The following is a 13,696-nucleotide window of genomic DNA, read 5'->3' as shown; positions in this document are numbered from 1 at the left end:
TCAATCGGACGGCAGGACCTCCAGCAGTGCGGCGAGGCCGCCCTCGCGGGCGACCGCCCCGCCGACGCCGAGGGCCCCCGCGCCCGCGGCGAAGTAGTCACGGGCGTTGGACGCGTCGACGCCCCCGGTGGCCACGAACCGCGCCTGCGGGAACGGGCCGCGCATCTCGGCGATCCAGCGCGGGCCGAGCGCGCCGGCCGGGAACGCCTTGAGCCAGGTGCAGCCGGCGTTGAGCGCGTGATGCACCTCGGTGGCGGTGGCGACGCCGGGCAGGTGCGGCAGCCCGGCGTCGTGGCTGGCCCGCAGGACGTCGATGTCGAGGCCGGGTGCGACGGTGAAGCCCGCACCGGCCGCGCGGGCCTGCTCGACCTGCGCCGGGCTGCGCACGGTCCCCGCCCCGACCAGTTCCCCGGCGGGCGCGGCCCCGGCGAGGGCCCGCAGGCACGCGAACGCCTCCGCGGTCTGCACCGGGACCTCCACGACGCCGGCCCCGCTTGCCCACACCGCACGGGCCAGCTCCAGCGCGCGCTCCACCGGCACACCGCGGAGGATGGCGACCAGGCGGCGCCCGCGCAGTACGTCGTCGAAGGTCATGGGGCGTCCTCGCCGGTCTCTCGCAGTGGTGGCAGGCCGAGCTTGGCGCGCGGGCCGGGGCGCAGCAGCGCGGCCGTCTGCACCGCGCCCGCGCCGCCGTCGAGCACGAGCTCGGTGCCGGTGAGCAGGGCGGCGGCGTCGGAGACCACGTACGACACGGCGGCCGCCACGTCGTCCGGGGTGCCGAGCCGCTGGGTCTCGGCCAGGCGGGCCAGGTCGTCCGGGTCCGCCACCCGCGTCTCGGTGTCCGGGGTGCGGACCCAGGCCGGCGAGATCGTGACCGCGCGGATGCCGTACCGGCCGTAGTCCACGGCGAGCTGGCGGGTGAACGCGGTGAGGCCGGCCTTCGACGCCGCGTACGCGGGCAGCGCCGGGAAGTGGGCCCGGCCGTGGATCGAGCCGATCGTCACGATGACGCCGCGGCCGGCCGCCATCATGCCCGGCAGCACCGCGCGGGCGCACAGGAACGCCGAGGTGAGGTTGGTGTCCAGCACCGCGTGCCAGTCCCGCAGCGACGTCTCGTGCGCGGGTGCCCCGGCCGTGATGCCCGCGCAGTGCACGAGGACCCGCACCGCGGCGAGCCCGGCGAACGCGGCGGCCACACCGTCCTCCGTGGTCAGGTCGCCGTCGGCCCGGTCCATCCCGCGCACCGCGAAGCCGTCGGCGGACAGCCGGGCAGCGATCGCCGCGCCGAGTCCCCCGGCCGCGCCCGTGACCACCGCGAGGTCAGGCACGGAACACCTCGTACCGCACGATCTCCTCCTCGTCGAGCGTGATGCCGAGCCCGGGCCCGTCCGGCACGACCAGCTCGCCGTCGCGCAGCTCGAACGCGGCGAGGTCGTCGCGCAGCGGGTTGGGCAGCCGGTTGTACTCGTAGACCGGCACGTTCGGGGTGGCTGCGGCGAACTGCAGCGCGGCCGCGACGCCGACCGCGGAGCCGACGCCGTGCGGCGAGACGTCCACGTGGAAGGCCGAGCACAGCGCCGCGATCCGCCGCGCCTCGGTGATGCCGCCGGCCCGGGCCAGGTTCGGCATGACGACGTCCACCGCCCGCTGGAGCAGGAAATCCCGGTAGCGGTACCGGCTGAACTCGCTCTCGCCCGTCACGACCGGGATCCGCACGGCCGCGCGCACCTCGGCCAGCCCCGCGACGTCATCCGTCGTCAAGGGCTCCTCCAGCCAGCGCACACCCAGCTCCTCGAGGGCGAGGCCGAGCCGGATCGCCGTCTTCACGTCGTACGCGCAGTTCAGGTCCACCTTCAGCGCGGCCTTGCCGCCCAGCGCCGCGGCCACCGCCGCCGCGTGGGCGACGTCGGTGTCGAAGCTCCGGCCCAGCTTGAGCTTCACCGCGCGGAACCCGGCGTCCACGAAGGACAGTGCGTGCTCAGCCGACTCCACTGTGGACGGCAGGAACGGGATCGGCGAGGCGTACACGGGCACCGTGGTGCGGACCGGCCCGCCGAGCAACCGGTGCACCGGCAGCCCGGCGGCCTTGCCCCGCAGGTCCCACAGCGCGAGGTCGACCCCGCTGATCGCCTCCAGGTAGAAGCCGCCGGTCCGCCCGGCCGCGGCCTGCGCGCCGAACATGAGCTCCCACAGCGCCTCCGACGCGCCCGCGTCCCGCCCGAGCAGCATCGGCGCCAGCAGGCTCCCGACGATCGTCGCGGTGACCCGCGGCTCGGGCAGGCCATAGGCCTCGCCGATGCCCTCCAGCCCGTCGGTCGTCCTGATCCGGACCAGCGTCGTGTACTGCCCGAGCCGGGGCAGTACGCGATGGCTCGACGCGGGCGTCAGCAGCCAGTCCGGCACCCGGTCGGCGCCGCCGTACAGCCGCGCGAAGGGGGCGGCGAGCGCGACGGCCTCCACGGAGGCGATGGTGAGGCTCACTTGATCAGGGCGTTCATCCGGTCGCGGGCCGACGTCAGGGCGTCCTTGGGCGACTTCTTGCCGATGAGGATGGCCTGCACCTCCTCGGCCAGCACCTTCTCCATCTGGGAGAACTGGGGGTACACCCAGAAGGGACTGGCACTGGAGTTGGCGCCGATCTGGGCGGTGAAGTCGGTGGCGAACTTGTCGTTCTTCACCGTCGCGTCGGCCAGCCCCGCGTTCGTGGTCGGCGGGAGCCCGGTCTTGGTGAACCAGTCGATGGTGTAGCTCTTGTCGGTCGTGACGGTCTTGGCGAAGTTCGCCGCGGCCGCCGCGCCGGAGCCGTTCATGACCGCGATGACCTGGCCCCAGGCGAGGTGGCGGGGCTTGTCGCCGGCGTTCTTGACCGGCCGCGCGACCGGGGTCATCTTGGTGCCGAGGTCCTTGTCCGGCGAGGACTTCGCGACCGTCGCCTTGCCGCCGATCGCGTCCTCGTAGAAGGCGGTCTTGCCCTGCGACATCAGCGCCCGGGCGTCGACCCGGTTCACGTCGGGCGCGATGAGCTTCTGGTCGTAGAGCTTCTTGTACCACGTCATCGCCTCGACGCTGCCGTCGTCGCCGATCACCACCTTGTTGTCCTGCACGATCGGCGAGCCGAACTCCCACATCCACGGGATGACGTCCTTGAGCTGGTCGACCTTGGTCATGCCGGCCCACGGGACGATGCCGTTGCCGAGCCCCTTGACCGCGGTCAGGGCCGCCTCGAACTCGGCCACCGTCTTCGGCGGGCCGCTGACCCCGGCCCTGGTGAGCAGCTCGTTGTTGGCGATCAGGCCGATGCCGGCGAACGTCCACGGCAGCCCGTACTGGGTGCCCTTGGACTGGCCCAGGCTCAGCGCCGCGGGGGCGTAGTCCAGCCCGCCCGCCACCGACTTCAGGTCGAGCAGCTTGCCGGTCGCGGCCAGCGTGGCCAGCCAGGCGACGTCGAGCTGGATCGCGCCGGCGAGCTGACCGCCCTGCACCTGCAGCAGCAGCTGGTTCAGGTAGTCGTTGTAGGGGTACGACGGCGTGCTGATCTTCACCCCGGCGTTGGCGGCGGTGTACTTGTCGATGGCGTCCTGCATCGGCTGCTTGGTGACGGCCTCGTTGTACGACCAGGACGTGAGCGGGAACTCTTTGACCCCGTCGTCCTTGAGCCCCTCGGTGCCGGCCGGGGTGGGCGCGCTGGTGGACGGGGCGCAGGCGGCCAGCGCGGCGGCGCCGGCGGAGATGCCGAGTGCGCTCAGGAGCGAGCGTCTGGTGATGCTCATGGCTGGCTCTTTTCGTTCGGGGTGTTCGGGGGTGTATCGCGTTGTCAGCCCTTGACCGCGCCGGAGGTGAGGCCGGCGACCAGGTAGCGCTGCAGCACGGTGAAGCCGATGACGACGGGGAGGGAGACGACGAGCGAGGCGGCCATCAGGTCGGGCCAGGCGGTCTCGAACTCACCGAGGAAGGTGTTGACCAGGCCGGGCGGGAGCGTCTGCTTGTCCGGGCCGGCGAGCGTGAGGGCGAAGATGAAGTCGTTCCAGCCGCGGATGAACGCGAACAGTCCGGTCGCGACGAGTCCCGGCAGCGACACCGGCAGCAGGATGCGGTGGATGATGGCGCCCTGGCCGGCCCCGTCCACCTTGGCCGCCTCGATGAGCTCGTCGGGGATGGTGTCGAAGAAGCCCTTCAGCATCCACACGCACAGCGGGAGCGTGAAGGTAGTGAAGGACAGGATCAGCGCGAGGTACGAGTTGAGCAGGCCGGCCTGGCTGAACACGAGGTACAGCGTGATCAGCAGCAGCGCCTGCGGGAACATCTGCGAGGCGAGCACCAGGTACATCAGCGAGCGGCGGCCGCGGTAGCGGAACTTGGCGAACGAGTATCCGGTGTACGCGGACACGATGACGGTCAGGACGGCCGTGATCGCGGAGACGATGAGGGAGTTCAGGAGGTACCGGAGCAGCTTGGGGTTCTCGAAGATGGCCCCGAAGTGCTCGAACGTGATGTGGTCGGGCACGAGGTGGGGCGGGAACCGGAACACGTCCTGGGTCGGGGTGAGGGCGGTCACCAGCACCCAGTAGATCGGGCCGAACGCGAACACCCCGATGACGGCGACGGTGCTGGCGGCCAGGAACGTCCGCGGCCGGCGGGTGCGGCGCGTCCGGTCGGCGGCGGGCGGGGTCGTTTGGGGCCGTACGAGTTCCTGCACGGTCATGCCCGCTCCCCCCGCTCGGACAGGCGCACGTAGACGATGGTCAGGCCGAGGATCAGCACCAGCCACAGGGCGCCGAGCGCGCTCGCGGTGCCCAGGTCGAAGGCCTTGAACGCGGTGTCGTACACGGCGACGGCGAACGTCGTCGTCGAACCGGCCGGTCCTCCACCGGTGAGCACGTAGATCATGTCGAAGTGCTGCACGTTCCAGATCACCTCGAGCAGCACGACGATGCCGAGAATCCCGCGCAGGTGCGGCAGCGTCACGTGCCAGAACCGCGCCACCGGCCCGGCGCCGTCCAGCGCCGCGGCCTCGTGCAGGGTCACCGGTACCGTCTGCAGCCCGGCCAGCAGCATGACCATGATCCACGGGAAGCTGGCCCAGCTCTTGGCCACGATGATGGCGGCCATCGCGGTGCCCGGCTGCCCGAGCCAGGTGATCGGCTCGTCCGTCAGATGCAGGGTGGTGAGCAGCCCGTTGAGCAGGCCGTAGTTCGCGTTGAAGATCCAGAGCCAGACAAACGAGACCACGACGCCGGGGATCACCCAGGGCATCAGGAACAGCCCGCGCAGCACGGCCCGACCCCGGATGCGGCTGTTGAGCGCCAGCGCGAGCGCGAACCCGATCAGCACCGGCACGACCGTCGAGCCGATCGTGAACACGAGCGTGTGCTCGAGGACCGGCCAGAAGTTCTGGTGCAGCACCGCGGTGAAGTTGTCCAGCCCGGCGAAGGAGCGGCCCGGCAGCACCAGGCTCTGGTGGAACAGGCTGGTGGACAGGGCGCCGACCAGCGGGTACAGCACGACCGCGCCCAGCAGCGCGAGCGCCGGCAACGTCAGCAGGAAGCCGAACGTGCGGTCCTTCATCTCCTCACCACCTCACCGCGGTTCTTCCACGCTTGCTTCGTACAAGTAGGCCGAGCCCTGGTAGCCGGGGCCGATGTAGCCCAGGCCGATGCTGATCGAGTCGGCCGCCTCGATCGCCGCCCGGGCCAGGTCGGCCTCCCGGTTCGGCAGGTCGATGGCGGACAGCGGCCCGGAGACCGACAGCGCGGCCACCACGTCGCCCGAGACGTCCCGGATCGGCACCGCCAGGCAGGCCCGCCCGAGCGCCAGCTCCTCGACCTCGGTGAAGTACCCCCGGGCCCGGGACCGGCGGATCTCGGCGTCCAGCTCGTCGGGGTCGGTGATGGTGCGCGGCGTGTACCCCCGCTGCAGCACCGGCCGCAGCACCTGCATCCGCTCCTCGTGGTCCATCCCGCTGAGCAGCGCCTTGCCGAGTCCGGTGGCGTGCAGCGGGTTGTGCTGCCCGGCGAGCGTGAACGAGCGCGGGGCCTGCCGGCCCTCGAAGTTCAATAGGTAGAACAGGTGCCCCTCGCGCCGGATGGCCACGTTGACCCCGAGCCCGACCTCGGCGGCCAGGTTCTGCGCGATCTGGCGGCCCTCGCGGTGCACGGGGTGCAGGTTGAGCACGGCCCCGCCGAGGCTGACGATGTCCAGCCCCATCCGGTAGAGCCCGCTGATCGGATCGCGGTCGACGAACCCGGCCATCTCGAGCGTCGCCAGCAGCCGCGAGGTCGTGGAGAGCCCGAGATCGACGAGCTTGGCGATGTCGGAGACCCGCAGCTCGCTGCGCCCCACGGTGAACACGCGCAGGATCGACAGCGCGCGCTCGACGCTCTGGTTGCCTCCGACATCCGTGGCCATCAGATCCCTCTCTGGAAATCCGTTGCGTGGTACGGAAACATAGCCCGCATGTTGCAAGTGGTCAACCGCTATGTGGTGATCACTTGCAAAATCGGCGCCGTCGGGGTCGAATTCTGGAAGCAACGTGCAAGTCTGGCCGCGGGAGGCGCGCTTGAGGATCGTTGACGTGACGACGTGGGCGGTGAAGCTGCGCGGCGAGGACGTGTATCTCGGCGCGGCCACCCGGGAGGCCTCGGACCGTCCCTATTACCTGCGCCCGCCGTGGCGCAGCCTGTACTCGGACCGGTACGAGACCATGGTCGTCCGCCTGACCTGCGACGACGGCACGGTGGGATGGGGCGAGTGCCTGGCCCCGGTCGGTCCCGAGGTGCCGAAGGCGATCGTCGACCGGCTGCTCGCCCCGATCCTGCTGGACCCCGGCCCGCTGCCGCCGGCGGACGCGGGTCTCGCGGGCGCGGGCACGCCGGGAGTTGCGGGCGCGGGCTCGCCGGGTGTCGCGGGCGCGGGCTCGCCGGGTGTCGCGGGCGCGGGCTCGCCGGGTGTCGATCCGCGGGCGGTGCGGCCGTGGTGGGCTCGGCTCTCCGGGTTGATGCGCGAGCGCGGGCATCTCGGCGGGCATCAGGCCGACGCGCTCGCCGCGGTGGACATCGCGCTGTGGGACCTGGCCGGGAAGGCGGCCGGGCTTCCCGTGCACGCGCTGCTGGGCGGGGCGTTCCGGGCGACGGTGCCGACGTACGTGTCCGGGTTGCCGGTTGCCGACAATGCGGCCCGGGCCGAGCTGGCTCGCAAGTGGCTTGCAGATGGTGCAACACACGTGAAGCTGCATCTCGGGCACGGCGTGGACGAGGACCTCGCCGCGTACGACGCCGTGGCCGCGACCGGGATCCGGGTCGCCGTGGATGCGCACTGGGCCTATGACCTGGCCGACGCGCTGCGGCTCGGGCGGGCGCTGGACGAGCGGGGTGCGTGGTTCCTGGAGGCGCCGCTCGCGCCGGAGGACCTGGAGGGGCACCGCGAACTGGCGGCGGCCCTGATCACGCCGGTGGCGGCGGGCGAGGCGATGCGGCACCGGTACGAGTTCCGGCAGTGGCTCCAGGCCCGGGCGCTCGATCTGGCCCAGCCCGACGTGGGCCGGACCGGGATCACCGAGGCCATGGCGATCGCCGAGCTGGCGTCCGCCTTCCACGTGCCGGTGGCGCCGCACCATTCGGTCGGGCTCGGCGTGGTGCTGGCGGCGGGGTTGCACGTCGCGGCGGCGATCGAGGCCATGCCGGCGTTCGAGTTCCAGCCGGGGCCGTTCCCGGTCGCCAACCGCATCCTGACCGCACCGCTGTCCGGCGGCCCCGGCTCGTTTCCCCTGCCCACGGCGCCGGGCCTGGGTGTCGAGGTCGACATCAGCGCGCTCGTGGAAGACCAGTGAACCGCTCGTTTGGAGGTCCCGTGACCCGCTCGTCCGATGCCCGCGGTCTGATTCCGGTGCTGGCCACGCCGTTTCGCGACGATGGGGGGCTCGATCTCGACAGTCTGCGCCGGCTCGTGACGTTCTCGGTCGCCGGTGGCGTCGACGGGGTGGCCGTGTTCGGGTTCGCGAGCGAGGGGTTCTCGCTGAGCGCGCCCGAGCGGGAGCAGATCCTCCGTGCCGTGGTGGCGGAGCTTCCGGCCGGGACGCCGGTCGTGGCGGGGATCTCGGCGACCGGGACCGCCGACGCGATCCTCCAGTCGCGGGCGGCGGCCGAGGGCGGAGCAAGCGTCGGGATGGTGATCCCGCCGTTCATGGTGAAGCCGTCGCCGAGCCAGATCGTGGACTTCTACGGTGCGGTGGCGGCGGAGGGCGGGCTGCCGGTGATGGTGCAGGACGCGCCGGCGTCGACCGGGGTGCAGCTGCCGGTACCGCTGATCGTGGAGCTTTCCAAGCTCGACGGGGTGACCTCGGTGAAGGTCGAGACGCAGCCGACCGCGCCGAAGCTGGGTGCCGTGGTCGACGCCACGGCCGACGACTTTCTCGTGCTGGGCGGGCAGAACGCGCTGTTCGTCCTGGAGGAGTACGCGCGCGGGGCGGTCGGCACCATGCCGGCGAGCGAGTTCCCGGACCTGCTCGCTCCGGTGCTCGCCGCCTTCTGCGGCGGCGACCGGGCGGGTGCGCGGGCCGCGTTCAACCGGCTGCTGCCGCTGATCCGGTTCGGGCTGCAGCCGGGGATCGCCTGGTCCATCCACAAGCACGTCCTGCACCGGCGCGGAGTGATCGCCTCGACCGCGGTCCGCTCCCCCGCCACCGAGGCCGACGCCGGGACCCTGGGCGCGCTGGACGAGATTCTGACGGACCTGGGCCTGTGAGCCCGTTCGTGGTCGGGCTGGGCGAGGCGATGGTGCTCTTCCAGCCCGCCGACGGCCGGGCCCTCGCGGAGTGCGCGACCGCCTCGGTGCACGTGGCCGGGGCGGAGCTGAACCTGCTGGCCGCGGTTCGGCGGGCCGGCGTGCGGGCCGGGTTCTGCAGCCGGGTCGGGGCCGATCCGTTCGGGGAGCGCGTGGTTGCCGCCGCGGAACGGCTCGGGGTGGAGACGGGGCTGGTCGGCGTGGACCCGGGGCGGCCGACCGGGGTGTTCGCCAAGGATGTCCGCGGGGACGGGGCGCGGCGGGTGTACTACTACCGGTCCGGCTCGGCGGCGTCGGCGCTCGACGAGCAGGACGCGGAGCGGGCACTGGCCGCCGGGCCGACCGTCGTCGCCGTTTCCGGGCTGACGGCGGCGTTGGGCCCCGGGCCTCGACGGGCGGTGCGGCGGGTGGCGGGGGCACCGGGGGTACACCTGGCGCTCGATCCGAATCTGCGGCCCGGGCTGCCGCCGATGACGGAGCTGTTGCTGGAGTTGCTGCCGGTGACGGCGTGGCTGTTGCTCGGGGTCGAAGAGGCCCGGCCGTTGTTCGGGACCTCGGAGCCGGATGAGGTGTTCCGGCGCGCGGCGGCGGCCGGGGTGGGCGAGGTCGTGCTCAAGGGCGGCGCCGACGGGTGCTGGTTCGGCGAGGCGGGAAGTCCCGTGCACATGCCGAGCGCGGCGGTGCGCATCGTGGATCCCGTCGGCGCCGGGGACGCGTTCGCGGGGGCGTATCTGGGGGCGCGGTTGCGGGGCATCGGGCCGCGGGGGGCGGCGTGGCTCGGGTCCCGGTTCGCCGCCGGAGTGATCGGGGCGCCCGGGGACACCGACGGGCTGCCGGGTGCGGACGAGGCGGCGGCGCTCGTCGCGGACGCCTCGCTGATGTGAACGCGTCCCTACAGATCCACAGCGGACTGCCGATGAAGTGGGTGTTCCGACGGACGTAGGGGGCCCACGACCATGCCCGGACTGCTCTCCTGGCTCATGCCGAAGGTCAGGCTGAGCGACGCGGCGTTCCGCTCGCGGCACCGCGCGCTGACCGTGGTGCTGTGGCTGCACGCGCCCCTGCTCATCGTGCTGGCCATCGTCGACGGGCACGACGTCGTCGGGGAGCACGCGCACGGCGAGGCCTGGCTGGTCTGGTGCTTCATCGCCGGCGTAGTGCTGTGCGCGCTGGCGGGCGGGATCGCGCGGACGCGGCGCGGGGGCTCGGTCGCGGTCTCGATCGGGCTGCTGCTGGGCGCGATGGCGCTCGTGCACGCCGGGAACGGGCTCACCGACCTGCACTTCCACTTCTTCGTCGTGGTGGGACTGGTCAGCCTGTACCAGGACTGGGTCCCGCTGTTCCTCGGCGTCCTGCTGGTCGGGGTGCACCACGTGGCGATCGGGATGACGATGCCGTCCATGGTGTACTCCACGCCGCAGGCCCGCGCGCACCCGGTCTGGTTCTCGCTGCTGCACGTCGTGTTCGTGGTGGCGATGTGCGCGACGCAGCTGACGTACTGGCGCTTCTCGGCCGCGGCCGACGCGGAGGCCGACATCGAGCGCGAGCGGCTGGCGGCGGAGAACCAGGAGCAGCTGCGCGCGGCGGCCTCGACGGCGGCGCTGCGCGAGGAGCAGGCCGCGGCGAACGCGGCGGAGCAGGTGGAGCGCAGCGAGCAGCTCGGGCGCCGCCTGGAGACGGTGCTGGCCGACGTGTCCGACGCCGGCGTGCGCCTCGGCGCGGAGGCCGGTTCGGCGATGGAGTCCTTCCAGGCCGCGCTGGCCGGCATGAACGCCACGGTGCAGGGCGCGGTCGGCGACGTCGAGTCGGCGCTCTCCGACTCCAACCACGCGCGGGCGGTCATCAGCCAGCTGGAGACCTCGATCGCGGACATCGCCACGGTCGCCGGGCTCATCCAGGCCGTGGCCGATCAGACCAAGCTGCTGGCGCTCAACGCGACCATCGAGGCCGCTCGCGCCGGCGAGGCCGGCAAGGGCTTCGGCGTGGTGGCCAACGAGGTCAAGGAGCTCGCGGCGCAGACAGCCGCGGCCACCAGCCGCATCGAGACGACCGTCGGCCAGGTCACCGCGGGCGCAACGGCGGCGGCGAGCGCGGTCGGCGGCGTCGCGGACCGGCTGGGCGCGGTCGCCACGGCCCAGCGCGAGGTGGCCGCCTCCCTGCACGAGCAGAGCAACCTGGCCACCACGACCCGCAGCTCGGTCGCCGCGGCAGCGGAGAAGGTCAGCGCGACCGCCCACCAGCCCTGAGCCTTGAGCCTTGAGCTTTGAGCACTGCCGGCGCCGGAAAAATGTCGTACCCCGAGGCTAGGCTCGGCCTCGGAAGTACAGACAAGCGACATAAAGAAATACGACCTCGGACAGCGACCAGAGACCCGTAACAGCAGGACGTGCCGCCGCCCGTCGGGCCCGGTGCGGTGTTGAGGGGGTGTGGGTGGAGCTTGCTCCCCCACTGTTTTTCAGGACATCACGCGGTAGACCCCGCTGCCAGAGCGCCCTTACAGCGGGAGACCTTCCGCTGCTGCTAGGAGACAGAGAGCATCAGCCTCGGACAGCGACCAGAGACCCGTAACAGCAGGACGTGCCGCCGCCCGCCGGGCCCGGTGCGGTGTTGAGGGGGTGTGGGTGGAGCTTGCTCCCCCACTGTTTTTCAGGACATCACGCGGTAGACCCCGCTGCCAAGGCGCCCTTACAGCGAGAGACCTTCCGCTGCTGCTAGAAGACAGTGAGAATCAGCCCCGCTGCCAAAGCGCCCTTACAGCGCGAAACCTTCCGCTGCTGTTAGGAGACAGCGAGCATCAGCCGGCGGCCTCCGGGGCCGCGGCGGGCGCGGCCGGTGCGGCCGCAGACGGGGCGTGGGTCCGGAAGGACGGCGCCAGGATCACGATGCCGACGGCCATGACCGCCGGAATGACGAAGGCCCAGCGCAGGGAGAGACTCTCGGCCACGGCGCCGATCAGCCCTGCGCCCACGACGAAGCCGACGTAGTTGAAGAGGTTGACGCGTGCGATGGCGATTCCGGTTCCGGCCGGGTCCAGGCGACCCGCGGCCGAGAACGACTGAGGTACGACGAGGGACAGACCGAGACCGACGACCGCGAAGGCGGCGATGCTCAGGGCCGGGGTGGTCGAGACGGCCACCAGGAGCAGGCCCAGGCCGCCGACCACGCCGCCGACCGAGACCACCGCCGTGGGGCTGAAGCGGCTCACGAGGCGGTCGCCGGCGGTGCGGCCCACCAGCATCGTGGCCTGGTAGGCGGCCAGGCCCAGGGCGGCGACGGCGGTGCTGGCGTGCAGGGCCTTCTCGATGAAGACCGAGCTCCAGTTGGACACGGCCGAGTCGGCGATGAACATGAGCATCATCGCCACGCCGATGAGGATGATGGGGCGCCAGGGAATCGAGGCCTCGGCGGCGGCCTGGGTGGCGGCCGGGATCTCCTGCGCCTCCTCGGACCGGCGCAACTGGCCGGGGCCGGCGATCAGGGCGAGCACGGCGCCGATGACCGCGACCGTGGCCAGCGAGGCGCCGATCGACCAGTCCAGGCGGGCGGTGCCGGAGGTGGCCAGGGCGCCGAGGATGGCGCCGGCGCTCCAGACGGCGTGGAAGGAGTTGAGGACCGGGCGGCCGTAGCGGCGCTCCACGCCCACGCCCTGCATGTTCATCGTCGCGTCGACCAGGCCGAGCATCAGGCCGACGAGGGCCAGCGCAAGGTACAGCTGCCAGCGCTCGGCGGCGAAGCCGGTGACCGTGATGGCCACACACACGCCGGGGCCGCCGGCGCGCAGGACCGGGGAGCTGCCGAGGCGGGCGGAGAGCAGGCCCGCGACCACGCTGCCGATGCCGGCCACGACCGGGACGGCCAACAGGACCAGGGAGAGCTGGGTGTCGTCGAAGCCGAACCGCTTCTGCAGGCTCGCGACCTGCGTGAGCAGGCCGGCGAAGCAGAAGCCCTGCACGAAGTAGGCACCGGCCACGGCGACGCGGGCGCGGCGGTCGCGGGCCCCGGCCGGGCTCGCGGGAGCCGAGAGCTGATCCACTGGCCGGCTCCTCGAGGGCGGGGGGAGACGAAGACAGGCGGCGAACAGAGGTGAAACTAATTCGGAAGCATTGTCGACCGTGCGGCGGAACGCAAGAGCAGCCAGCGGTTCGCCTGCATGGTGGCCGCGTAGCCGACGAGGGTGAGCAGGTGGAAGAGGTACAGCCACAGCCCGACCGCCACCGTCGCCCCGACCGCGTCCAGGCCGCCGAACGGAGCACCCAGGTCGAGGGGCAGCGCCCAGAACAGCACGAAGCCGTGGGCGAAGCCTGACACGTTCGCGGCCGTGAACGAGCCGACCGCGGCGGTGACGGGCCAGCCGGGGCGGAGGGGGGAGATCAGGCGGTACACGAGGATGAAGACGGGGCTGAGGACCAGCCAGACGATGAGGAAGCTGACGACCACCGACCAGACCGCCGTCCAGCCGCCGGCGCGCAGGTGCCGGGCCGGGGCGCCGAGCGCGGCGAGCAGGGCCAGGACCAGGACCGGGCCGCAGGCGATGAGCGGGAGCACGAGGATGCGGCCGCGCCAGCCGACGGTGGCGCCGCCCGGTTCGCCGGACAGCGAGGACAGGGCGCGGCGCAGGCCCTCGCCGTAGAGGGTGGCCGGGATGAGCGCGACCAGGGTGAGCCACCAGCTCATCGCGAGGCCGGCGTCGAGGAGCACCCCGGCGCCCGCCGCCATGCGGGTCGGCATGGCGGCGAGCACGGGCGCGGCCAGGTGGCGCATCCGGTCCGGGCCGGCGAGCGCGGCGGCCAGGCGCAGCGCCAGCAGCGCGACCGGGACGACCGCGATGCCGGCGTAGAAGGTGACCGCCGCGGCGTGGAGGTTCAGGTCGCGGCCGCGAAAGAACCGGCCCACCAGACGACCGAAGCGCACCACCATG

General features: G+C 72.5%; 13 protein-coding genes. 4 read left to right on the top strand and 9 right to left on the bottom strand.

Annotated elements, in window-relative coordinates; translation table 11 throughout:
* The 7 genes from ACQP00_RS10390 to ACQP00_RS10360 are packed head-to-tail and all read right to left on the bottom strand — an operon-like array spanning position 1 to position 6,405.
* Complete coding sequence (locus ACQP00_RS10390) at positions 1–594, bottom strand: bifunctional 4-hydroxy-2-oxoglutarate aldolase/2-dehydro-3-deoxy-phosphogluconate aldolase (protein ID WP_433217697.1); 594 nt, start codon at positions 592–594, stop codon at positions 1–3.
* Positions 591–1,328: an SDR family NAD(P)-dependent oxidoreductase gene (locus ACQP00_RS10385; RefSeq protein WP_433217695.1), complete on the bottom strand. Its 738-nt coding sequence runs from the start codon at positions 1,326–1,328 to the stop codon at positions 591–593. Before ACQP00_RS10385 ends, ACQP00_RS10390 begins: the two co-directional genes overlap by 4 nt.
* Positions 1,321–2,481 carry a mandelate racemase/muconate lactonizing enzyme family protein gene (locus ACQP00_RS10380; RefSeq protein WP_433217693.1) on the bottom strand — a complete coding sequence of 387 codons (1,161 nt, stop codon included), beginning with the start codon at positions 2,479–2,481 and terminating at the stop codon, positions 1,321–1,323. The genes ACQP00_RS10385 and ACQP00_RS10380 overlap by 8 nt, the downstream gene beginning before the upstream one ends.
* Positions 2,478–3,770: an ABC transporter substrate-binding protein gene (locus ACQP00_RS10375; protein WP_433217691.1), complete on the bottom strand. Its 1,293-nt coding sequence runs from the start codon at positions 3,768–3,770 to the stop codon at positions 2,478–2,480. Before ACQP00_RS10375 ends, ACQP00_RS10380 begins: the two co-directional genes overlap by 4 nt.
* 44 nt (positions 3,771–3,814) lie before the next feature.
* Positions 3,815–4,702 (bottom strand): carbohydrate ABC transporter permease, encoded by an 888-nt coding sequence (locus tag ACQP00_RS10370; protein ID WP_433217689.1) that lies wholly within the window; start codon positions 4,700–4,702, stop codon positions 3,815–3,817.
* Positions 4,699–5,565: a carbohydrate ABC transporter permease gene (locus ACQP00_RS10365; protein ID WP_433217687.1), complete on the bottom strand. Its 867-nt coding sequence runs from the start codon at positions 5,563–5,565 to the stop codon at positions 4,699–4,701. Before ACQP00_RS10365 ends, ACQP00_RS10370 begins: the two co-directional genes overlap by 4 nt.
* A 12-nt stretch (positions 5,566–5,577) precedes the next feature.
* On the bottom strand, positions 5,578–6,405 hold the full coding sequence (locus ACQP00_RS10360; RefSeq protein WP_433217685.1) for an IclR family transcriptional regulator: 828 nt from the start codon (positions 6,403–6,405) through the stop codon (positions 5,578–5,580).
* Between the two features lie 166 nt (positions 6,406–6,571).
* Here ACQP00_RS10360 and ACQP00_RS10355 point away from each other — a divergent pair, with 166 nt between their 5' ends.
* From ACQP00_RS10355 to ACQP00_RS10340, 4 genes are all read left to right on the top strand, one after another.
* Positions 6,572–7,825, top strand: a complete 1,254-nt coding sequence (locus tag ACQP00_RS10355; protein WP_433217683.1) for a mandelate racemase/muconate lactonizing enzyme family protein — start codon at positions 6,572–6,574, stop codon at positions 7,823–7,825.
* 20 nt (positions 7,826–7,845) lie between these two features.
* Entirely contained in the window at positions 7,846–8,739 is an 894-nt protein-coding gene (locus ACQP00_RS10350; protein ID WP_433217681.1) for a dihydrodipicolinate synthase family protein, read from the top strand.
* Complete coding sequence (locus ACQP00_RS10345; RefSeq protein ID WP_433217679.1) at positions 8,736–9,662, top strand: sugar kinase; 927 nt, start codon at positions 8,736–8,738, stop codon at positions 9,660–9,662. Before ACQP00_RS10350 ends, ACQP00_RS10345 begins: the two co-directional genes overlap by 4 nt.
* Before the next feature lie 72 nt (positions 9,663–9,734).
* A complete protein-coding gene (locus ACQP00_RS10340) occupies positions 9,735–11,024 on the top strand; it encodes a methyl-accepting chemotaxis protein (protein WP_433217677.1) in 1,290 nt (429 codons plus the stop codon).
* A gap of 548 nt (positions 11,025–11,572) precedes the next feature.
* On the opposite strand, the gene ACQP00_RS10335 is transcribed toward ACQP00_RS10340, so the two are convergent.
* On the bottom strand, positions 11,573–12,811 hold the full coding sequence (locus ACQP00_RS10335) for an MFS transporter (RefSeq protein ID WP_433217675.1): 1,239 nt from the start codon (positions 12,809–12,811) through the stop codon (positions 11,573–11,575).
* Between the two features lie 56 nt (positions 12,812–12,867).
* Positions 12,868–13,671, bottom strand: coding sequence for a YhjD/YihY/BrkB family envelope integrity protein (locus tag ACQP00_RS10330; RefSeq protein ID WP_433217673.1), 804 nt, complete (start codon positions 13,669–13,671; stop codon positions 12,868–12,870).
* Between the last annotated feature and the right edge of the window lie 25 nt (positions 13,672–13,696).

The organism is Dactylosporangium sp. CS-047395, assembly GCF_050942185.1.
Classification (GTDB): Bacteria; Actinomycetota; Actinomycetes; order Mycobacteriales; family Micromonosporaceae; genus Dactylosporangium.
Note: the sequence above shows the minus strand (reverse complement) of the source record. Positions and strands in the feature narration are given on the sequence as shown.

Excerpts from the sequence above, each read along its gene's own strand:
- ACQP00_RS10375 (WP_433217691.1), bottom strand. The coding sequence starts at position 3,770 with ATGAGCATCACCAGACGCTCGCTCCTGAGCGCACTCGGCATCTCCGCC.
- ACQP00_RS10340 (WP_433217677.1), top strand. The coding sequence starts at position 9,735 with ATGCCCGGACTGCTCTCCTGGCTCATGCCGAAGGTCAGGCTGAGCGAC.
- ACQP00_RS10390 (WP_433217697.1), bottom strand. The coding sequence starts at position 594 with ATGACCTTCGACGACGTACTGCGCGGGCGCCGCCTGGTCGCCATCCTC.
- ACQP00_RS10365 (WP_433217687.1), bottom strand. The coding sequence starts at position 5,565 with ATGAAGGACCGCACGTTCGGCTTCCTGCTGACGTTGCCGGCGCTCGCG.
- ACQP00_RS10370 (WP_433217689.1), bottom strand. The coding sequence starts at position 4,702 with ATGACCGTGCAGGAACTCGTACGGCCCCAAACGACCCCGCCCGCCGCC.
- ACQP00_RS10360 (WP_433217685.1), bottom strand. The coding sequence starts at position 6,405 with ATGGCCACGGATGTCGGAGGCAACCAGAGCGTCGAGCGCGCGCTGTCG.